The sequence below is a fragment of the Mesorhizobium sp. CA5 genome (assembly GCF_020165105.1).
Lineage (GTDB): Bacteria > Pseudomonadota > Alphaproteobacteria > Rhizobiales > Rhizobiaceae > Mesorhizobium.
In genome coordinates this window covers 1-20,293 of record NZ_JAIUHJ010000033.1, presented here as the reverse complement: position 1 = coordinate 20,293, position 20,293 = coordinate 1, and the positions used below count along the sequence as shown (strand labels likewise).

Annotated in this window: 20 protein-coding genes and 1 tRNA gene; 9 read left to right on the top strand and 12 right to left on the bottom strand. The window is 63.7% G+C overall.

Annotated features, from left to right (window positions below; all coding sequences use genetic code 11):
* Positions 1–201 precede the first annotated feature (201 nt).
* From LB529_RS27930 to LB529_RS27920, 3 genes are all read left to right on the top strand, one after another.
* Positions 202–666, top strand: coding sequence for a phasin (locus LB529_RS27930; RefSeq protein ID WP_095769951.1), 465 nt, complete (start codon positions 202–204; stop codon positions 664–666).
* A 342-nt stretch (positions 667–1,008) separates the two neighbouring features.
* Positions 1,009–1,085 (top strand) — tRNA-His (locus tag LB529_RS27925).
* 218 nt (positions 1,086–1,303) lie between these two features.
* A complete protein-coding gene (locus LB529_RS27920; protein ID WP_095769952.1) occupies positions 1,304–1,555 on the top strand; it encodes a DUF768 domain-containing protein in 252 nt (83 codons plus the stop codon).
* A gap of 34 nt (positions 1,556–1,589) precedes the next feature.
* Here the strand turns inward: LB529_RS27920 and LB529_RS27915 are convergent, their stop codons facing one another.
* Together LB529_RS27915 and xseA are read right to left on the bottom strand one after the other, a co-directional pair.
* Positions 1,590–2,708: a P1 family peptidase gene (locus LB529_RS27915; RefSeq protein ID WP_224712886.1), complete on the bottom strand. Its 1,119-nt coding sequence runs from the start codon at positions 2,706–2,708 to the stop codon at positions 1,590–1,592.
* 7 nt (positions 2,709–2,715) lie between these two features.
* Positions 2,716–4,281 (bottom strand): exodeoxyribonuclease VII large subunit, encoded by a 1,566-nt coding sequence (gene xseA / locus LB529_RS27910; protein WP_224712885.1) that lies wholly within the window; start codon positions 4,279–4,281, stop codon positions 2,716–2,718.
* A gap of 118 nt (positions 4,282–4,399) precedes the next feature.
* On the opposite strand from xseA, the gene LB529_RS27905 reads away from it, so the two are divergent.
* Positions 4,400–6,610, top strand: coding sequence for an EAL domain-containing protein (locus LB529_RS27905; RefSeq protein WP_224712884.1), 2,211 nt, complete (start codon positions 4,400–4,402; stop codon positions 6,608–6,610).
* 2 nt (positions 6,611–6,612) lie between these two features.
* Here LB529_RS27905 and LB529_RS27900 read toward each other — a convergent pair whose 3' ends face one another.
* Positions 6,613–7,569, bottom strand: coding sequence for a LysR substrate-binding domain-containing protein (locus tag LB529_RS27900; protein WP_140839452.1), 957 nt, complete (start codon positions 7,567–7,569; stop codon positions 6,613–6,615).
* Between the two features lie 182 nt (positions 7,570–7,751).
* Between LB529_RS27900 and LB529_RS27895 the strand changes: the two genes are divergently transcribed.
* On the top strand, positions 7,752–8,072 hold the full coding sequence (locus tag LB529_RS27895) for a DUF1127 domain-containing protein (protein WP_224712883.1): 321 nt from the start codon (positions 7,752–7,754) through the stop codon (positions 8,070–8,072).
* Positions 8,073–8,220: 148 nt separating this feature from the next.
* Here LB529_RS27895 and LB529_RS27890 read toward each other — a convergent pair whose 3' ends face one another.
* The 6 genes from LB529_RS27890 to LB529_RS27865 all read right to left on the bottom strand — a co-directional run bounded on the left by LB529_RS27890 (position 8,221) and on the right by LB529_RS27865 (position 12,973).
* Positions 8,221–8,445, bottom strand: coding sequence for a type II toxin-antitoxin system HicB family antitoxin (locus LB529_RS27890; protein WP_095819825.1), 225 nt, complete (start codon positions 8,443–8,445; stop codon positions 8,221–8,223).
* Entirely contained in the window at positions 8,429–8,680 is a 252-nt protein-coding gene (locus LB529_RS27885; RefSeq protein WP_095769959.1) for a hypothetical protein, read from the bottom strand. The genes LB529_RS27890 and LB529_RS27885 overlap by 17 nt, the downstream gene beginning before the upstream one ends.
* Before the next feature lie 28 nt (positions 8,681–8,708).
* Complete coding sequence (locus LB529_RS27880; RefSeq protein ID WP_224712882.1) at positions 8,709–9,707, bottom strand: DUF937 domain-containing protein; 999 nt, start codon at positions 9,705–9,707, stop codon at positions 8,709–8,711.
* Positions 9,708–9,809: 102 nt separating this feature from the next.
* A complete protein-coding gene (locus tag LB529_RS27875; RefSeq protein WP_224605846.1) occupies positions 9,810–11,183 on the bottom strand; it encodes a glutamate--cysteine ligase in 1,374 nt (457 codons plus the stop codon).
* Between the two features lie 274 nt (positions 11,184–11,457).
* Positions 11,458–12,192: a 16S rRNA (uracil(1498)-N(3))-methyltransferase gene (locus tag LB529_RS27870; RefSeq protein ID WP_224712881.1), complete on the bottom strand. Its 735-nt coding sequence runs from the start codon at positions 12,190–12,192 to the stop codon at positions 11,458–11,460.
* Positions 12,193–12,325: 133 nt separating this feature from the next.
* On the bottom strand, positions 12,326–12,973 hold the full coding sequence (locus LB529_RS27865) for a hypothetical protein (RefSeq protein WP_224712880.1): 648 nt from the start codon (positions 12,971–12,973) through the stop codon (positions 12,326–12,328).
* A gap of 85 nt (positions 12,974–13,058) precedes the next feature.
* Here LB529_RS27865 and LB529_RS27860 point away from each other — a divergent pair, with 85 nt between their 5' ends.
* Together LB529_RS27860 and LB529_RS29105 are read left to right on the top strand one after the other, a co-directional pair.
* Positions 13,059–13,757: a type 1 glutamine amidotransferase gene (locus LB529_RS27860; protein WP_224712879.1), complete on the top strand. Its 699-nt coding sequence runs from the start codon at positions 13,059–13,061 to the stop codon at positions 13,755–13,757.
* A 292-nt stretch (positions 13,758–14,049) separates the two neighbouring features.
* The gene (locus LB529_RS29105) at positions 14,050–14,181 is read left to right on the top strand and encodes a hypothetical protein (protein WP_263497419.1); all 132 of its coding nucleotides are present in this window, start codon (positions 14,050–14,052) and stop codon (positions 14,179–14,181) included.
* Between the two features lie 42 nt (positions 14,182–14,223).
* On the opposite strand, the gene LB529_RS27855 is transcribed toward LB529_RS29105, so the two are convergent.
* Genes LB529_RS27855 through LB529_RS27845 form a run of 3 tightly spaced genes read right to left on the bottom strand, consistent with a single transcriptional unit; the run spans position 14,224 to position 17,007 of the window.
* Positions 14,224–14,991 carry a metallophosphoesterase gene (locus LB529_RS27855; RefSeq protein WP_224707211.1) on the bottom strand — a complete coding sequence of 256 codons (768 nt, stop codon included), beginning with the start codon at positions 14,989–14,991 and terminating at the stop codon, positions 14,224–14,226.
* Between the two features lie 60 nt (positions 14,992–15,051).
* Entirely contained in the window at positions 15,052–16,188 is a 1,137-nt protein-coding gene (locus LB529_RS27850) for an alpha-hydroxy acid oxidase (RefSeq protein ID WP_224712878.1), read from the bottom strand.
* Positions 16,189–16,203: 15 nt separating this feature from the next.
* Positions 16,204–17,007, bottom strand: coding sequence for an FCD domain-containing protein (locus tag LB529_RS27845; protein ID WP_224712877.1), 804 nt, complete (start codon positions 17,005–17,007; stop codon positions 16,204–16,206).
* Between the two features lie 209 nt (positions 17,008–17,216).
* On the opposite strand from LB529_RS27845, the gene LB529_RS27840 reads away from it, so the two are divergent.
* Positions 17,217–18,539 (top strand): DUF3422 family protein, encoded by a 1,323-nt coding sequence (locus LB529_RS27840; RefSeq protein ID WP_224544227.1) that lies wholly within the window; start codon positions 17,217–17,219, stop codon positions 18,537–18,539.
* A gap of 158 nt (positions 18,540–18,697) precedes the next feature.
* Positions 18,698–20,194: an FAD-linked oxidase C-terminal domain-containing protein gene (locus LB529_RS27835; protein WP_224712876.1), complete on the top strand. Its 1,497-nt coding sequence runs from the start codon at positions 18,698–18,700 to the stop codon at positions 20,192–20,194.
* Positions 20,195–20,293 lie beyond the last annotated feature (99 nt).

Sequence of the window (20,293 nt, the reverse complement as noted above, 5' to 3'; positions counted from 1 at the left end):
GCCCGGAGGTCCACAAGCCTAAGCTTGCATCGGTCGAAATCTCTGGGCTCTTGGTTAACGGCTCTCGTGGCTGACGCAGGGGAAAGATTTTATGGTGCGGTGCAGCAAAGATATTGCAATGCACAAAAAAGTCCTTTATATTGCCATCATACATGAACGAGACGGCTTTCTGTCAAAGCCGCTGCCGCGAAAGGTTGGAAAATGTCCAAGACCACTGCCAAATCCGCCGAGACCATCGAAAACGTCGAATTCCCGAGCTTTGATGCTTCCAAGGCCACCGACCAGATCCGCGCCTTCGCCGAGAAGGGCGTCGAGCAGTCGAAGGAAGCCTATGCCAAGCTGAAGACCGGCGCCGAGGAGACCCAGAAGGTTCTGGAGTCGACCTACGAGACCGCCAAGACCGTTTCCAGCGACGTTTCGCTGAAGACCATCGCCGCGCTGCGCGCCAATGCCGAGGCCAGCTTCTCGCACCTCGAAGCCCTTGTCGGCGCGAAGACCCTTTCGGAAGTCGTCGAGCTGCAGACCTCCTTCCTGCGCAAGCGCGTCGAAATGGCCGTTGAGCAGGCCAAGGAGTTCCAGACCGTTGCCACCAAGGCGGTCGAGGACGTCTCCAAGCCGGTCAAGAGCGCCTTCGAGAAGGCGATGAAGGACGTCAAGGCCGCCTGATTTCAGCGCACAACCCTGCGATGCATCAAAACGTCGCATTTCGTCAGACAAATAGTCGTGCGATAGGTTGAGCAACCAGATACCCGGAAATGGAACCTCCTCCCTCCGTTTCCGGGGTGACCAGCCAGCACCTCCTCCCGCTGGCTCGTAACAGGAAAAGGCCGGCACCTCCTCCCGCCGGCCTTTTCTTTTGCCTTGACGAAAGGCGAATGAGGAAACCAATCGTTTACCTTATCAAGGCCCTTGAATTAGAATCCGATAGCCCGTATTTGACGCATCGCCGAACGACAGAGCGGATCACGGAGAATGAAGCTTTCACCTCGATCCAGCTCAGGCAGGCAGGCCGTTGTAGCTCAGCTGGTTAGAGCGCCGGATTGTGGATCCGGAGGTCGCTGGTTCGATCCCAGCCAACGGTACCATCACTCTCGATGATCTGAACGTGCACCTTGAACCCTTCCATTCCTTCGGCTCCGCGGACCATGGGCAAGCTCTCTTGTCTCTAGGGCGAGATATATTGTCCCACGGACAAGGTGTCTTGCCGGTCGAGGCCGACTCGGCTCGAATGGAGCATGCATCCTTTGCAGGGGTGCGGACGTTCATGACGACCAACCGGCTTTGCCGCTAGGGAAAAAGCAGTATGAGTGAACATGCGATCGAGTTCTTGCGCGGATGGATTGGCGAGAAAGTCCAATGCCAACATTTGCCGATCAAGATCGACAAGCAGGCCGAGACCCTTGCCAAGGAATGCTGCGCCAAGGCCGCCGAGGCAGGCATTCTGCTGGAGGACATCCAGGAAGAGGTCGGCGACATCCAGGAATTGATCGCGTCGCGCCTCGAGGAAGCCGTTGAAGAGGGCAGCAGCGAAGTCAACCCGGACAAACCGGAATAAACCCCGGCCTGCCACGGGCCGGCGGCGCCGTTTCTCAGCCGAATTTTTCCTCCAGCCATTCCTTCGGCAGCGCCGGCACGAAATTGCCGTCGCGCCCCGTCATATCCGCATTGGCAACCAATGCGTTGAGGATCGCTTCCTCCACGCCTTGCACGACCGCGTCGAAGAACGGGTCGATGTCGACGTCCGGGATGAATTCCGCGCGGGCGATGCGGCCTGAAGGCGCCAGCGCGGCCTCGGCATTGGCGGTCGAGAAGGCGAGAAAAATATCGCCAGAACTGTGATAGCCATAGCCCCCGGTCACGGCAATGCCGAGCGGCACGCGCCGGGCGAGCCGCTTCATCTGATGCGGCAGCAACGGCGCGTCGGTGGCAATGACGGCAATGATGGAACCCTTTTCGGCGCGCGGCGCGCCCTCGCGGATGGCCGGCTGGGCCAATTCCGGGCCGACACGCCGGCCGCGAATGGTGAAATTGTGCCTTTTGCCGAAATTCGCCTGCACGAAGACACCAAGCGTGTAGCGCCGGTCCCGCCATCCGACGATGCGCGAGGCGGTGCCGGATCCGGCCTTGAAGCCGAAGCTTATCATGCCGGTTCCGCCACCGACGCTGCCTTCCTCGATGGCGCCGCCGCTGGCGCTGTCGAGTGCTGCGGTCACATGGTCGACGCTCACATGATGGCCGTTGATGTCGTTGAGGAAGCCGTCATAGGTCTCTGCCGCCACCGGCAGGCCCCAGCCGCTATCGAGCGCAGCCGGCAAGACGCGATGCATCCAGCGCAAGGTGGCATCGCGGGTCACGCCGCAGGAATGCGTGTTGGTGATGGTGACCGGGAAATTGAAGGCGCCGGTTTCCTCGATGATATGCGTTCCGGTCAACTCGCCATTACCGTTCTGGCTGAACACGCCGGCGAACACCGGCGTCGCGAGTTCCTGAGCTGGCCTTGGCAGGATCGCGGTCACGCCGGTGCGCACCGGACCGTTTCCGACCTGCAGCGGGCCGTCGCCTGAAATGAGCGTCGTGTAGCCCACCGACACGCCCGGCACGTCGGTGATGGCGTTGAAAAGGCCCGGCGTGCCATCGAGCGCGATACCGAACGAGCGCAGGCGCGGCTTGCCCGACGGGGTGCGAAGATGCGGGTCGTGGTCGCTCATTCAGACCTCAGAACAACGAACCCTGATTGCCCGGCTCCTTGGCCTTGGCGGGCGATTTTCCGGCCAGCTTCGGCCGCGCCCCGCCGGAGGTTGCGATGGCCTCGGCAGTGCCGTCGGCGAATTCCAGCTGCAGCGCCGCGCCCGGCGCCAGCTCCGCGACCCGCTTGATGACGGCGCCTTCGGCATCCTTGACCAGCGCGAAGCCGCGCGCCAGCACGGCCTTGTGCGACAATGTTGAAAGCAGCCGGTCCGCCTGGGTAAGAGCCGCGCGCAGCCGGTCGAGGCGCCGCGCCGTCGCCTGATCTTGCCTGCGCGACAGCGCTGCCAGCGTGTCGGCCTGTTGCTTCTGGCGCCGCACGATCGGCGCCGGCGACAGCCTTGCCGCCGTGCGTTTGAACCGCGTGCGCCTTTCGCGCACGATGGCGAAGAACGCGGCTCGCGCCCGCGCAATATCGCGGCCGGTCAGCGTGCGCGCTTCATTGAGGCGCCGCGACAGGGTTGCCGGCGTCAGCCTTTGCCGCTCCAGCGTCGCCCGCTTGCGTTCGATATTCACCGTCAGCCCGCGACCGAGGCGGCTGGTCGCATCGTCGAAACGGCGGCGCGGCAGCGCTAGCAACTGGTCGGGCGAGGGGAGCGCGCGCGCCGCGGCGCGCACGGCCTGGCGCTTGCGTTCCAAATGCCGCGAGGCGCAGGCGTTGAGCCGCGCGGCAAGACTGGCCAAGGTAGCCTCCAGATCCGCCCTGACCGGCACGGCGATCTCGGCCGCGCCCGTCGGCGTCGGCGCGCGCATGTCGGCGACGAAGTCGATCAGCGTCGTATCAGTCTCATGGCCGACGGCCGAGATCACCGGGATGGAGGACGCCGCAACGGCACGCGCCAGCCCTTCGTCGTTGAAGCCCCAGAGGTCCTCAAGGCTGCCGCCGCCGCGTGCCACGATCAACAGATCGGGTTGGCGGATGGGTCCGTCCCATGTCAGCGCATTGAAGCCGTTGACGGCCGCGGTCACCTCCTTGGCCGTCGTGTCGCCCTGGACCCTCACCGGCCACACCAGCACATGAAGCGGAAACCGGTCCTTGATGCGGTGGATGATGTCGCGGATCACCGAGCCGGTCGGCGAGGTGACGACGCCGATGACTTTGGGCATGAAAGGCAGCCGACGCTTGCGGCCGGCATCGAACAGGCCTTCGGCCTGCAGCCGGCGCTTGCGCTCTTCGAGCAGCGCCATCAGCGCGCCGGCGCCCGCCGGCTCCAGATTGTCGATAACGATCTGGTAGTTGGATTTGCCGGGATAGGTGGTCAGCTTGCCACTGGCGATCACCTCCATGCCTTCCTCGGGGCGGAACTTCAGCCGCGCCATGGTGGTCTTCCAGACCACCGCATCGATCCGCGCGCGGTCGTCCTTCAACGCGAAGTAAGCGTGGCCGGACGAATGCGGGCCGCGATAGCCGGAAATCTCGCCACGCACCCGCACATTGCCGAAGGCGTCCTCGACAGTGCGCTTCAGCGCGCCGGAAATCTCGCTCACCGTATATTCGGTGGCGTTGCTGCGTGATTCGGTTGCTGTTTCACTCATTGCGCGATTGGGGAACGCTTATCGGCCCGCGTCAAGCGCGGCGAAACCGCGCTAATATCATAACGCGATCTTAAGCCCGATTTGCTTTGACAGGCCCAGAAGAGCCGGCCGGGGACCGATGAGCGTACGCCAAAACAGCAGCCCGTTGACCCGTCAGGTCACGCTGACCGTGCTGACGCTCGCCACTTTCGCTTTAGCCATTGTCGTGGGCTTCGGCTTCTACGCGGCCAGCAAGGCCGACGATGCCTCGCTCGTACGACAAAAGATGTTCATCGCCGATGGTTTGAAGGACCAGATTGCGTCTGTTCAGCGGGAGCAGGAAAGCGTTTCGGTCTGGGATGACGCGATCATCAATGTGAGGGCAGGCAACCAGACCTGGATCGAAGAGAATCTCAGTGTCTGGATGTACACCTATTATGGTCACAACCGGGTCTATATTCTCGACGCCGCCAATCATGCGATCCACGCCATGCGCGAGGGCAAGGTGGTCGACGCTTCCGCCTATGGCGAGGACCAGCGCACGCTTCTTCCAATCATCGAAAAACTGCGTCGCATGCTGGCTGGGCCGCCGCAGACCGATGCGTACGGCCAACCTCCGAAGATGGTGGCCGAGGATCTGGTGTCCCTCGATGGCGCGCCAGCGATCGTCAGCGTCGCGCCGCTCCTGCCGAGCTCGGACAGGATCAGCCAGGCGCAAGGCACCGAATATCTGCATGTGTCGGTCGAATTCATCAATGACGCGGTGATCGGCAAGATCGCCGGAAAGTACCTGCTTGATGGCGCGCGGCTGGTGCCTTTGTCACAGCCGGCTGGCCCAGCCGCCGTGCCGCTGGTTGATTCGCGCGGCGTCATCCTCGGCTATATCGGCTGGGACCAACTGCGGCCCGGCCTTGCTCTGGTGCGCGAGATCGCTCCTGCCTTGGCGATCGCGCTGCTGTTGGCGGGCGGCGTGCTGGTATTCCTGTTGAGCAGGTTGCGTCGGGCCTCGACGGCGCTGCAGACCAGCCAGGACCAGGCGCAATATCTCGCCTTCCACGACACGCTCACCGGCCTGCCCAACCGGGCGCTGTTCGAGGACCGCTTGCGGCGCACGCTGCTGTTCGCCAGCAGGGACAAGACGCGCGTCGCGCTGCTCTACCTCGACCTCGACCGCTTCAAGCATATCAACGACACGCTCGGCCATCCGGCCGGTGACGAGCTCGTGCGCCAGACGGCGGCGCGGCTCAAGCATACGATCCGCGAAGTCGATACCGTCGCGCGGCTCGGCGGTGACGAATTCGCCGTCATCCTGCTTGACGTTCCCGACGTCGGAAGCGCCGAGGACATCGCCGAAAGGCTGCTCTTGAAGCTGCGTGAGCCGTTCCGGCTGATCGACGACCAGGTCTTCGTCAGCGCGAGCGTCGGCATCGCGCTGTCGTCTGGATCGGACATCGACGCGGACGAGCTGTTGCGCAAGGCCGACATCGCGCTTTACGAGGCCAAGAAGAACGGTCGTGGCCGTTACGAGCTGTTTGCCGGCGACATGGACGATCTCTTGCTGCGCAAGCGCAAGGTCGAATCGGAACTCCGCAAGGCGCTTGAGGGCGAAGGTGGCATCAAGCTCGCCTATCAGCCGGTTTTCGCGGCCGACGGCCGCGCGATACTGGGGGCCGAAGCGCTGATCCGCTGGGGCCATGAAGTGCACGGCGCTTTGCCGGCGGCGCAATTCATCGCCATCGCCGAAGAGCGCGGCCTCATCGGCGATTTGGGCAAATGGGCGCTGGGCGAAGCCTGCCGCTTTGCCGCCGGGACGGAATTGCCCTGGATCGCGGTCAACATCTCCCCGATGCAGCTGCGTGACATCGGCTTTGCCGGGCAGGTCGCCGATATCCTGAGCGAAACCGGGCTCGATCCCTGTCGCCTGCAGCTTGAGACCACCGAAAGCGTGCTGCTCGAGCACAATGATACGATCGGCACGGTGATTGCCGCGCTGCGCCAATCCGGCATCTGCATCGTGCTCGACGATTTCGGCACCGGCTATTCCTCGCTGAGCTATCTGCGCCGTCAGGCGATCGACAAGTTGAAGATCGACCGCTCTTTCGTGCATCTGCTCGACGAGGACGAAAGCGCGCGCGCAATCGTCAAGACACTGATCGAGCTGGCGCAGGCGCTCAAGGTCGAGGTGACCGCCGAAGGCGTCGAGACCGATGCACAAAAGGCCTTGCTGGTCGGCATGGGCTGCCGCCAGTTGCAGGGCTATCTGCTGTCGCCGCCGCTGGAGCCCGGCCAATTGCTTGCGCTGCCGGGTGTTTCACCTGCCGACCGGGAACGTTCCGCCGCTCGCGCCTGACTCTACCAGCCAGGCATGATCTGGTTCGCCTTGACCCGCTTCATCTTGGCGAAGGCGAGGGCGGCGAAGTCGAAGCTTCCCGCCTCCTCGCCGAGCGGCACGGAAATGTTGTCGAGGCTTTCGGCGATGTGACGGGCCAAAGCGTCGACGATCTCCGGTTGCGATGTCTGGCCGCGCATGATGCCGATGCGGCAGTCCGGCAACTGGCCGAAGCCGTCGGCCTCGCCGAGCACGCGCATGCCGGGCCGAAGCGCGCATTCCGGCAGCACCGAGACCGCCAGGCCGGAAAGCACGGCCGCGGTGATCACCGTGGCCGAGAAGCTGGAGAACAGCACGCGATACTCGCGGTTCTGCCGGTCGAGCACGTCGACCGCCGCGCGCCGCCAGATGCAGTTCGGCCGGCCGAACGCCATAGGCAGGGTTTCCTGCTCATGTGTGGCATGGTTGGCGGACGTCACCCACAAAAGCGGCTCGCGCCGCACCACTTCCGACTGGCCGCGCGTATCGTTATGCGTCACCAGCGCCAGGTCGAGATTGCCGCGCTTGATGTGCTCGACCAGCCCCGGCGTCGGTTCGCAGACGACCGTCAGTTCGACGCGCGGGTTGGAGCGCGAGAAGCGCGCCATGATCTCGGGCAGGAAGCGGTCGGCATAATCGTCCGGCGTGCCGATGCGGATCGTGCCTTCCAGCCGCTGGTCGTCGAAGGCGGCCAAAGTCTCTCGGTTGAGATGGATCAGCCGCCGCGCGTAGGCAAGCAGCCTTTCGCCCTCCTCGGTCAGCTTGTTGGTGCGGCCGTCCTTTTCGAACAACGGCTTGCCGATCCGCTCCTCCAGCCGCCGCATCTGCATCGACACTGCCGACTGTGTCCGGTGCACCTCCTCGGCCGCGCGGGTGAAGCTGCCGGTGTCGGCGATCGAGATGAAGGTTTGCAACTGATCGAGGTCGAGCGGCGCTTTCATCGGTCAAACCCATCATTGATGTTGATGCTACAGATTAAAAACATTCGTTGGATTAATCAATCTCGCGATGGCAAATTGGCATTGTCCACATGACAGCATGTGAATGGAAACCGGAACGGCGCTTCTCCCAAGGCGCCGATCGCCTGGTTTCGTCCGCTCGACTCCTGGAAGGAGAGACTGACATGACCACGATTGAATTCGCTTCCGAGACCCCGCGCATCACCACGCGTCCGGCCGTTGCGACGCGCGTGCTCAATGCTCTCGCCAACGCCTATGTCGCCTGGAAAAACCGCCGCGCCTTCTATCGCCTGGGCGACATGTCGGACGCCGAGCTTGCCGATATCGGCCTGACCCGCGCCGACCTCCATGTCGCCGTCGCCGTGCCCTTCGGCCGCGATCCGACAGTGAAGCTGCGCGCCATCGCCAGTGAGCGCGCCGACACAATCGATCTCGCTCGTCAGGTGCCTGGACGGGCGCATTGCCTGGATTTCCGGTCGCCTTGAACCTTTTCACGGCCAAGCGCGACCAAGCTTCATGCAGGCTCCCACACTCCCTGCCGGTTCCCCGCCGGCCAGCCTGCACATTGCCCGGTTCTCCTCCAGGACCGGGCATTTTTTTGACCGCGCCTCTTCTGGAAGGCGTCTGAGGGGATCAGGCGAAAGCCAATTTTCTCGACGGTCTTGGCACTGATCGGCCAAGTTCATGCGCAGCTTCTATCCAAGCCGCGATGGCATCCTGAACATTCGCGATGGCCTCTTCGGGGGTTTCGCCATCGCTCATGCAGCCGGGAAGATCCGGGACATAAGCGGAGAACCCGCCACCGTCCTCAATCGAGAGTGGTGCGATGACGACAGGATATTCAAGCTTGTCCGTCATGCTTTTTTGCCTCGTCGATAAAGGACACGAGTTTTCGAATATATACGGGCTTGATCGGGCGTTTGAAAGGCACCGTCAAAATGTCAGCCATTGCCGTGTGGTAGATTTTGTAATGCGAACCGCCCGATCTCGGCGGCACGCATTGAATGCCGGCCTCGTCGCAAACTGCCTTAACATCTCGCATCGACCAGTCGCCGCGGGGATTGCGGCGCATTTGTTCGAGTCTCTTGCTCACGAAAGTCGTTCCGGGGGCGTTCGATAACTCACCGCCGGTCCATGTCGCGCTTGAACTGATCGAAAATCGTCCCGACGCTCTTCTCATATTCGTCGCGCTGCTGGGCACCGGTCTCGAACATCTTGCCGAAGATATCGTCGAACGGGTTTCGCGGCCGGCCGCTCGGATTGGTTTGCGGCTGTTGCGGCGCGCTCTGCTGCGGCTGCGGCGCCGGTTGTCCCCCAGGCATGCCGAAACCGCCGCCGCCCTGGCGCAGCATCTCCTCGAAGATCTTGCCCAGCGGGTTATCGCCATAGGGGCTTTGCGTCTGCTGTGGTTGAGTCTGCTGCGGCTGCTGCGTCGCGCCGCCGCCGAACATATCCTGCAGCACCTTCCCGAGCGGGTTTTCGCCGTACGGACTGGGGGCCTGCTGGGGCTGGTTTTGCGACTGCTGCGTGCCGCCGCCGAACATGTCCTGCAGCACCTTGCCGAGCGGGTTCTCGCCATAGGGCGCCGGCTGCGGCGCCGGCGCGAGGCCGCCTTGGCGCATCATCTGCTCGATGATCTCGCCGAGCGGATTGCCGCTGCCGCCGAAGCCAGCGGCCTGCATCTGCCCCCCACTCAATTGATTGTTGGTTTGCTTGAACAGCCCGCCCATCATCATCGAGGCCATGGCCGGCAGCATCTGCTGCAGCACCTGCTGGCTCAAACCCGTCGCCTGCGCGGCTTGGGCTGCCACGGCGCGCGACAAATCCTTCGAGCCGAACAGATGGCCGAGTATGCCGTTGCCCTCATCGATGCCTTGCGGCGAAAAGGCCCTCGTGGCGTCCTCGAAATACTTGGCGTGCTGGCCGCTCGCCATCGCGGTCATGAACGCACCCATCCCGTAGGGATCGGCGGTGTTGCGCTGCAGCCCTTGCGAGAATGCCGGCAGCAGCGCCTGCACCGCGGCCTGCGCCTGCTGCATCGAAAGCCCATATTGCTGTGCCAGCGCCTGCATGCCGGCGCCGTTCTGGGCCTGGGCGAAAATGTCGAACAGGGAAGGCATTTGGGTTCTCCTCCGAGAATATCCTCATCGGAGAGCCTAGTTCGTTTCCATCACCGATTGAAGCGGCTTTTGGCGCCCAACCGCTCGGCGCATGCCGGACGGTTAATACGCATATTCCATGAACACCGGCTCGATCGAGCCGCCCCAGCGCGTGTGGTAGGCCGACAGCATCTCCTCGGCGCTGGTGGTGCCGCGCGCGACCACTTCGTCGAGCGTGTTGAGGAACGACGTCTCGTCATAGCCGTCGCGGTTCTTCTTGCCGCGATTCTTCAGGCCCATGCGCGAGATGGCGAGCACGTCGCGGGCGACGTCGCGCAAGGTGGCGTTGCGGAACGGCGCCGCGATGCCTTGCTCCGGCACGGCGTTGCGCATCGCCAGCGCTTCCTCGTAGGTCCAGCTCGCGGTCAGCGTCTCGGCGGCGTCAAGCGCCTGCTCGTCGTAAAGCAGCCCGACCCAGAAGGCGGGCAGGGCGCAGATGCGCCGCCATGGCCCGCCGTCGGCGCCGCGCATTTCGAGGAAACGCTTCAGGCGCACGTCGGGGAACAGGGTCGAGAGATGATTTGCCCAGTCGCCCATCGTCGGCAGGCCGTCAGGGAGTTCATTGCGGGCAGCGCCCGCCATGAACTGTCGGAACGTATAGCGCGTCATGTCGTGATAGTGGCCGTCGCGGATGACGAAATACATCGGCACGTCGAGTGCCCATTCGACATAGTCGGCGAAGCCGAAATCGGGCGAGAAGCAGAATTCGAGCATGCCGGAGCGCTGGTTGTCGGTGTCGCGCCAGATGTCGCCGCGCCAGCTCTGCAGGCCGTTCGGCCGGCTCTCGGTGAAGGGCGAGTTGGCAAACAGCGCTGTCGACAGCGGCTGCAGCTTCAGCGACACCTGCATCTTGCGGCGCATGTCGGCTTCGCTCTCGAAGTCGAGATTCACCTGGATCGTGCAGGTGCGGTACATCATGTCTAGGCCCTTGGTGCCGACCTTCGGCATGTAGCGCGTCATGATCTCGTAGCGCGACTTTGGCATTTTCGGCGTATCGGCCAGCGACCATTTCGGGCTGCCGCCGAGGCCGAGGAAGCGGATGCCGAGCGGCTCGGCGATCTCGCGCACCTGCGCCAGATGCGCATTGCCCTCGCGGCAGGTCTGGTGGATCGATTCCAACGGCGCACCGGAAAGCTCGAACTGGCCGCCGGGCTCTAGCGAGATCGCGCCCTGGCCGGTCGGCTCGACCAGGCCGATGATACGGCCGGCATCCATGATCGGATCCCAGCCGAGTTTTTCGCGCATTCCCTCGAGGATGGCGCGGATGCCGCGCTCGCCGCCATAGGGCACCGGCGCGTTGCCGTCGACATAGAAGGGGAACTTCTCATGCTCGGTGCCGATGCGCCATTTGTCGCGCGGCTTGTTGCCGTCGGCCAGATAGCCGACAAGTTCGTCGACGCCTTCGATGAGCTGGGTATCGGTTGTGTCGCGCGCCATTAGAAAGCCCTCCGCAGCCATCAGCTGGCCGCCGGGCGCTAGATGGACGAAATGTCAGTAGCCGATCAAGCGAAAAATCCTGAGCCACAGCTCAACTGGATTTGATCTGCATGGCTTACCTTCCCTTCTCCCCCTTGTGGGAGAAGGTGGATCGGCGCGTAGCGCCGAGACGGATGAGGGGTGTTCCAGCGGAGTGAGAGGCGGGTGTCTTCTGGAACACCCCTCATCAGTCGCCTTCGGCGACACTTTCTCGCAAAAGGGAAGAAGGCAAATCCTACCAGTCGCCGATCGTCACCTGGATCACGGCCAATGCCGCCACCGCCGCGGTGTCGGCGCGCAGGATGCGCGGCCCGAGCGGGATGGCGGTGACGAAAGGCAAGGCCCTCAGCATCTTGCGCTCGTCCTCGGAAAATCCGCCCTCCGGACCGACCAGAAGCGCAAGTTTCTTCTCACTGACCGCTTGCAGGGCCGGCAGCGGATTGTTGGTCGAGGCATCCTCGTCGCAGAAGATCAGCCGCCGCTCCTTGTCCCAACCGGCGAGCAACCGCTCCAGCTTCTCCGCTTCGCGCATTTCCGGCACCGCCAGTATGCCGCATTGCTCGGCCGCCTCGACGACATTGGCGCGCAGCCGATCGATGCCGGGCTTCGCCACCTGCGTGTGCTGGGTGATGACCGGCTGCAGTATGCCGGCGCCCATCTCGACAGCTTTCTGCACGAGGTAGTCGAGCCGGCCCTGCTTCAGCGGTGCAAAGCAATAGAGGAGATCGGGCAGCGGCGGCTGCGGCCGCTGCAGCGCGAGCACCTTCAACCGGACCGCCTTCTTGGACCTCGCGGCGATCGACGCCGACCATTCGCCGTCGCGGCCGTTGAAAAGCAGGATTTCGGCGCCTTCGCCGAGCCGCAGCACATGGGCGAGATAATGGCTCTGCTGCTGTCCGGCGTCGAATTCGAGGCCGGGTCCGAGATCGTCAGGCACGAACAGCCGCTGCATTTTGTAGTTGGCGCGCATGGCTCAAACAGGTTCCGCAAAAGTGTCCCGCGGTTTTGCGATCAGAACCTGCGAAAAACAAGGGAATCTAAGCAGATAATCGTGGGACATCCCACGGATATCTGCTTGGCGATGAGCGAGGCCGGCTGCGGCGTCAAGCATCGGCGGTTGGATGCCAGACCGGTGCAAAGCCTTGCTGCAGCACCGCGATGGTGGTCGCCGGCGTCAGCAGGCGCAGCGACCCGCCGGTGAGGCGATCGAAGGCGATGGGACTCGAATAGCCCGCGAACGACCATTTGCGTGCCTTGCCGCCGCGCAGCGCATAGGCGGTGTCGCCGTACGCGATCATGGTTCCATCCGGCAAGCCGCTAAGCTCCGGCGCGGTCACGAGAGGCGGCCGTCCGCCGGAAGCCAGCCGCTCCTTGTGCAGCCGTTTGTCGACCATCGGCGCGCGCGGTTCTTCAATCCCGAACGCCTTGCCGAAACGGCTGATGAAGTCGGTCGCCCGTTCACGCCGGCAGAAGAAGCAGGGCCGGTGGCCGGCGGCCAAAGCCGTCACCTCGTCGAGGAAGAACAATTCGGTCCAGCCGGCTTTTCCTCCTGGCCTGTTGCGGCCCATCGGCTCGCGCCGCACGTAGCCGAATTCGCAAACGCAGATGATCCAGGCCGGCAAGGCCCAGCGCTTCCTCAGCAGCGTCTTCGTCTCGGGATCGTGGATGATGCCGCGATTGCCGGTGAACAGGCCGCGTTCCGGCACGGCGTGAATGGCGCCGAAAGGGTCGACCCGGTTCTGCAGTGGCATAGCTTTCTCTCCGGCACGCATCTTGGCTGAAACACGAGCCGCATGATATCGCTCGCCCCAGCGTTTTCATGTCAGCAGGTTTTCGATGCGGGTTTTGGTCGTCCAGAATTTCGACAATGAGGGCCTTGGCCAGATTGGCGCTGCCCTTGTGGAAGCCGGCGCCAATATCGACCTGCGCAAGCCCTATCGCGGCGATACGCTGCCCGGCGACAGCACCGGGCACGATGCCATCGTGGTGCTTGGCGGCGCCCAGAACGCGCTCGACGACGAGATCTGTCCCTATTTCCCCGCATTGCTCGACCTGGCACGCGATTTCGCCGACAAGGATCGCTCGGTTCTCGGCATCTGCCTCGGCGGTCAACTTCTGGCGCGGGCTTTCGGCGGCACCAACCAGATCGGCGGCGCCACCGAGTTCGGCTGGCATAGGGTGTCGCTGACGCCGGCCGCCAAATCGGATCCGGTTATGGCGGCGCTGCCCGAGAAATTCCCGATCTTCGAATGGCATGACGACACGTTCGGCCTGCCGGAAAACGCCGTGCGGCTGGCCGGCAGCGCGGTCGCCGAAAACCAGGCCTTCCGCCTCGGCCGCGCCGTCTATGGCTTCCAGTTCCACTTCGAGGCGGATACGCCGATGGTGCGCGACTGGAGCACCTCCTTCGCCGCTATGATCGCCGAGCGTCATCCCGACTGGAACGATCGTCTCGACGACGAACTGGCCCGCAATGGCGCCGACGCCGATAGCGCCGGACTGGCGATAGCCCGCGCCTGGGTTGCGACGATCTGAACATCCACCCCGATCGGGCGAAGCGTGGCATAATTGGCACGCCTCAGCGCTTCCGTCTGGGGACAACATTCTTCTTTCTTGGTTTGTGTCCGGCCGCTCTTCTAAGAGGGCGCGCTTTGTATCGTCGATGCAACCGCCATGAACCTTTTGTGTGATCCAGCCGACACACCGGCGAAACAGAATCTGCTTAGAAGCGCGAAATCGTCGAAACATTGAGACGCATTTTATCGTTTCAACGCATTGGTAACCGCCTCGTGCCCAGATGCGGAAAGCTTAACCAGAGATGACGTCCGTGAAAGCAGCTCTCCTGTCTTTTGTCATGCTGTCTGCCATCGTGCTCTGCGGCCTGGGCATTTATGCCGCCGACGCAGCGACCAACCACCGCGTCGTCGACGGCTATGGCGTCACCGCCTCGCTGAACTAGGCCCAGTCAAAAATCGCAAGCAGGCCTGCGCCGGGATCGCGCCTAAAACGCTTTCCCCTGCATGGCGAGGATGCGTTTGTCGCCGCCATTGACGGCCAGCGCGCTTAGCGTTCCGGATTTCCAGGCGAGCGTGTCGACATTGACGCGGTTGGCCTTCACCTCGGCTTCCGGGACGGGCGTGTGCCCGTGCACGATCACCTTGGAAAAAAGCCCTGGATGGTCATGGAAGGCGTCACGGATCCAGATCAGATCCTGCTGGTTCTGACGGTCGAGCGGCACACCCGGTCTTATCCCGGCGTGGCAGAAGAAGAAGTCGCCGAAGGTCGCCGAAAGCGTCAGCGATTGCAGGAAATCGATATGGCTGTGCGGCACCGCTTTCACCAGGGCCATATGTCCCCGGGCGATGGCTTGCGCCTTGCCGTACCAGTGGCCGTCGCCAAGAAGATCGACGCCATAGGACTGCGCCGTCTGCACGCCGCCGTAATTCACGAACAGGCCGTCCGGCTCTGCCTCGGCCAGGAATTCGAGCATGCCGATGTCGTGGTTGCCGGCGAGCATGATGTTGCGCGGATCGCGCTTGCGCGTCTCGATCAGAAAATCGATGACGCTTCTGGAATCCGGTCCGCGGTCGACATAGTCGCCGAGATGAATGATGCGCCAGTCCGACCCGGGCGCATATTCCAGTTCGCTCTCGATGTGGCGATGCATGGCGGCGAGCAGGTCGTGGCGTCCGTGCACGTCGCCGATCGCATAGAGACGCATGCCGTCCGGACCGCGCGCGTCGAGATAGTGGATGCCGGTCTCAGTCAAGGCGTACGTCTTTCCCGTGTGGTCCACCACGGGAAACTAGGGCGGATCGGTGAATAAGGCCTAGCGCCGCAACTGGTCCTTGCCCATGTCGGTTACCAAACGCTTACCGCACAGCGCCAGCGTGATGTCCATTTCCTTGCGGATGATTTCGAGCGCCTTGGTGACGCCGTCCTTGCCCATCGCACCGAGGCCGTAGAGGAAGGGTCGGCCGATATAGGTGCCCTTGGCGCCGAGGCAGAGCGCCTTGAGCACGTCCTGGCCGGAGCGGATGCCGCCATCCATATGGATTTCGATCCTGTCGCCGACCGCATCGGCGATTTCTTCCAGCACCGAGATCGAGGACGGTGCGCCGTCGAGCTGCCGTCCGCCGTGATTGGAGACCACGATCGCATCGGCGCCAGTCTCAGCCGCCATCAGCGCGTCCTCCTTGTCGAGGATGCCTTTCAGGATGAGCTTGCCGCCCCAGCGCTCCTTGATCCAGGCGACGTCCTTCCACGACAGATGCGGATCGAACTGCTCGTTCGTCCAGGACGACAGCGAAGAGACGTCGCCGACACCCTTGGCGTGGCCGACGATGTTGCGGAAGGTGCGGCGCTTGGTACCCGCGATCCCCAGACACCAGCGCGGCTTCAGTGCAAGGTCGACGATGTTGGCGAGCGTCATCTTGGGTGGCGCCGAGAGACCGTTGCGCACATCCTTGTGGCGCTGACCCAGGACCTGCAGATCGAGCGTCAGCACCAGCGCCGAGCATTTCGCCGCCTTGGCCCTGTCGATCAGATTAAGCACGAAGTCCTTGTCCCGCAGCACATAGAGCTGGAACCAGAACGGCTTTTTGGTCACCGAGGCGACATCTTCGATCGAGCAGATGCTCATGGTGGACAGCGTGAACGGCACGCCGAACGCTTCCGCCGCCTGCGCCGCCAGCATCTCGCCGTCGGCATGTTGCATGCCGGTCAGCCCGGTCGGCGCGAGCGCCACCGGCATCGCCACCTTTTCACCGACCATGGTCGATTCCAGCGAACGGTTGCTCATGTCGACCAGCACGCGCTGGCGGAACTTTATCTTGCCGAAATCCTCTTCGTTGGCCCGGTAGGTGCTTTCCGTCCATGCGCCGGAATCGGCATAGTCGAAGAACATCTTCGGCACCTTGCGGCGTGCCAGGTCCTTGAGGTCGGCGATGGTGAGGATTTCGCTCATGGTTGTCCCCGCTGCTTAGGAGCGTTTTCGTGTGGGTTCGATGTCGCCGGCGTCCGAGCGCTGTCTGAGGCGCAGCCTGGATACGCGCTGCCAGTCGCCACTGCGCTCGGCTTCAGCCATCGAGCGCTCGACATAGGTGATGTGGTCCATCGCAGCCTTGCGCGCCGCGATTGGGTCTGCCGCTTTGATCGCGGCGTGGATCGCCCTGTGCTGCTCGAGCAGCGCCTCGCGCGCGCCGGGCACGCCGAACACCAGAAGCCTGTTCTGGAACACGCCTTCCGACAGCAGCCGGTAGCAGGAACGCAGCGTGTGCAAAAGGATGATGTTGTGCGCGCATTCGCAGACGGCGTGGTGGAACTCGACGTCGATTTCCGCCTCATCGTCGAAATCGCCGGTCCGGTGCGCCTCGTCCATGCGTGCCATGATGCGGTCGAGCAGGGCGAGGTCCTCCGGCGTGGCGCGGCGCGCCGCGTATTCGGCCGCCACAGCCTCGATCTCGCGCCGGTATTCCAGATAGTCGCTCACCGCCTTGCGGTGCGTGGAAATGAGATCGGTCACCGGCTTGGTGAAGAGCTGGCCGATGACGTCGGCGACATGCGTGCCGCCGCCGGCCTTGGTCGTCAGCAGCCCGCGGCCTTCCAGCGCCTTCAGCGCGTCGCGCAGGATCGGCCGCGACACGTCGAACTGGCGCGCCAGCTCGCGCTCGCCGGGCAACCGGTCGCCGGTGCGCAGCACGCCTTCGAGGATCAGGCTCTCGATCTGCTGCACCACCTCGTCGGCGGTGCGCGAATGCTCGATCCTGGAGAAGATGTCGCTCAACGGAAGGGTGCCTGGGAAGCGGGACGGATGTGGTGCAGATTAAAGCCTCTGTCGCCAACTGGTCAAATTATTTATCCAATTCGTCCAGCCCGTCGCATTGCCGGCCGCGTGCTAACCGGCCTGGACGGAGATATTTGCTGTTTACGCGTCCCGCCGATTGACGCAAGACGGAAGGGTTCGCACGAAGGTCGAAACCAGGGGGACCAACCGTGTCCGACGAGATGTCCAGTCTCGAATTCCAACCGCGCGCCCAAGGCAGCGTGATGGGCTTTCCGGCGCATGAGGGACGGCCCGGCGCGCTGGGCGAGGTCCATGCCCGCCCGCATCCGCTGATCGAGAAACCACGCGTGCTGGTCCAGCTCTCCTTCATGACCGAGGGCGGCACCGCGGTCGATCATGCCGTGCTGTCGGAACTGTCGCGGCGGCTGGGCATCGCCGCGCCCGAGCGCAATGCCCGCCATCATGCGATGAAATGGGGCAAGGGCACGCTGCGCTGGGAGCGCCATACGGAATTCTCGACCTATCTCTGGGAAGGGCCGCTGGCCGAAAACGGCCGGGGGCAAGAGGATTCGCCCTTCGGCAATGGCTTCTCGCCGCCCGGCACCGTGATTTCCGGCATCCGTCTGGAAATCCGCAAATGGACGCAGGCGAGCGAAAGGCTGATCGCCGGCTTCGACCCGACCAGCCTGTGCTATTCGCTGGTCGAGCGGGGCGCTGCCGCCATCGTCACCGATTTCCGCCAGGACGGCGACGGCCTGACCCGCATGCTGGTGCTCGATCGCGGCCTGACGCCGGCCAGCACCGGCGCCCTGTCGCAGCGGCTGATCGACATCGAGACCTATCGGACGCTGGCCATGCTTGGCCTGCCGATGGCATTGACGCTGTCAGGCCGCGCCCGTCGCATCGAGGACCGCCTGGCGCAGACCACACTGGAAATGAAGGCGGTCGAGACCCGCGACAGCCAGACCTTGCTCGCCGACCTCACCGAACTCGCCGCCGAGCTCGAGGCCGACGCCGCGTCCAGCCTCTATCGCTTCGGCGCCAGCCGCGCCTATGACGGCATCGTCACCGCGAGGCTGGAAGCGCTGGATGAAGAGCCGGTGCAAGGCTACGACACCTGGGCGGGCTTTCTCTTGCGGCGCATGGCGCCCGCCATGCGTACCTGCCGCTCGGTCGAGGAGCGCCAGGCCAACCTGTCGCGAAAACTCACCCGCGCCACGACGCTGCTGCGCACCTGGGTCGATGTCGATGTGGAGAAGCAGAACCGCGACTTGCTGGCCTCGATGAACAACCGCGCCCGGCTGCAACTGCGCCTGCAGCAGACCGTCGAAGGCCTGTCGGTCGCCGCCGTATCCTATTATGTCGTCGGCCTTATCGGCTATGTGGCCAAGGGCGCCTCGGTCTTCGGTCACGCTTTCGCGCCCGAAGTGGTCACCGCGGCCTCCGTGCCGGTCGCCATCCTGCTCGTCTGGTGGGGCGTGCGCCGGGTGCGGAAGATGCATTCCGAGCCGGCAAAGCATCCGGGCGAGTAGCGGACAACCATCTTCATGCGCGAGTCTGTCCGCAGCGGCAGATTGCCGCTGCGGAAGCTTGGCGTCACGCTCGCCGCCAAATGCAAGCAAAGCAGCATTTGCAACAAAACCGTCAGGCTGGTAAAGGATTTTGACCAGTCAAGAGCGGAGGCTGCCCGATGTCCGGCTTAGCCATGCCCAAGCCAGATGCCGAAACGATGCGCCGGCGCGCCGAGATCGTCGCCGACATGCGCATCATCGTGCCGGGCGAGGGCGTCGTCGACGCGGCCAATGAAATGCGCGCCTTCGAGAGCGACGGCCTGACCGCCTACCGGCAGCTGCCGCTGGTCGTGGTGTTGCCGCAAACGGTCGCCCAGGTCTCGCGCGTGCTGAAATACTGCAACGAGCGCAACATCCGCGTCGTGCCGCGCGGCTCCGGCACCTCGCTGTCCGGCGGCGCGCTGCCGCTCGAGGATGCGGTGCTGCTGGTGATGAGCCGCTTCAACCGCATTCTTCAAATCGACTATCCTAATCGCGTTGTCGTGGCCCAACCGGGCGTCACCAATCTCGGCATCACCACCGCCGTCGAGCAGGAGGGCTTTTATTACGCCCCCGATCCATCCTCCCAGATCGCCTGCTCGATCGGCGGCAATGTCGCGGAAAATTCCGGCGGTGTGCACTGCCTGAAATACGGGCTCACCGCCAACAATGTGCTGGGCATCGAGATGGTGCTGATGAACGGCGAGGTGGTGCGCCTCGGCGGCAGCCATCTCGATCAGGAAGGCTATGATCTGCTCGGCGTGATGACCGGCTCGGAAGGCCTCCTCGGCGTCGTCACCGAGGTGACGGTGCGCATCCTGAAGAAGCCGGAGACGGCGCGCGCACTCTTGATCGGCTTCCCGACCAGCGAACAGGGCGGCCAGTGCGTCGCCGACATCATCGGTGCCGGCATCATCCCCGGCGGCATGGAGATGATGGACCGTCCGGCGATCCACGCGGCCGAGGATTTTGTCCAGGCCGGCTATCCGCTCGATGTCGAGGCGCTGCTCATCGTCGAGCTCGACGGGCCGAGTGTCGAGGTCGACCACCTGATCGGCCTCGTCGAGGCCATCGCCTACAGGAATGGCTCGACCACCTGCCGCATCTCGCAATCGGAGCAGGAGCGGCTGAGTTTTTGGGCCGGCCGCAAGGCGGCTTTCCCGGCGGTCGGCCGTATCTCGCCGGATTATTACTGCATGGACGGCACCATCCCGCGCAAGGAACTGCCGCGCGTGCTCGCCGGCATGCGCAACCTTTCGCAGAAATACGGGCTGGGCGTCGCCAATGTCTTCCACGCCGGCGACGGCAACCTGCACCCGTTGATCCTCTACGACGCCAACGTGCCGGGCGAGCTGGACAAGGCCGAGAGCTTCGGCGCCGACATTTTGCGCCTTTGCGTCCAGGTCGGCGGCGTCTTGACCGGCGAGCATGGCGTCGGCGTCGAGAAGCGCGACCTGATGCCGGAAATGTTCAACCAGGTCGACCTCGACCAGCAGATGCGGGTGAAATGCGCCTTCGACCCCAACCACCTGCTCAACCCCGGCAAGGTGTTTCCGCAGCTGCGCCGCTGCGCGGAGCTTGGGAGGATGCATGTGCATCGCGGGCAGGTGGCGTTTCCGGATATTCCGAGGTTTTGATGAAGACTCAGGATCAAAGTTCCTCGCCCCCGCAAAGCGGGGGAGAGGAACCCAAGCTTTCCAAGGTCGCAACGTCGGCGGTCGGTGTTTCCTCGCCCC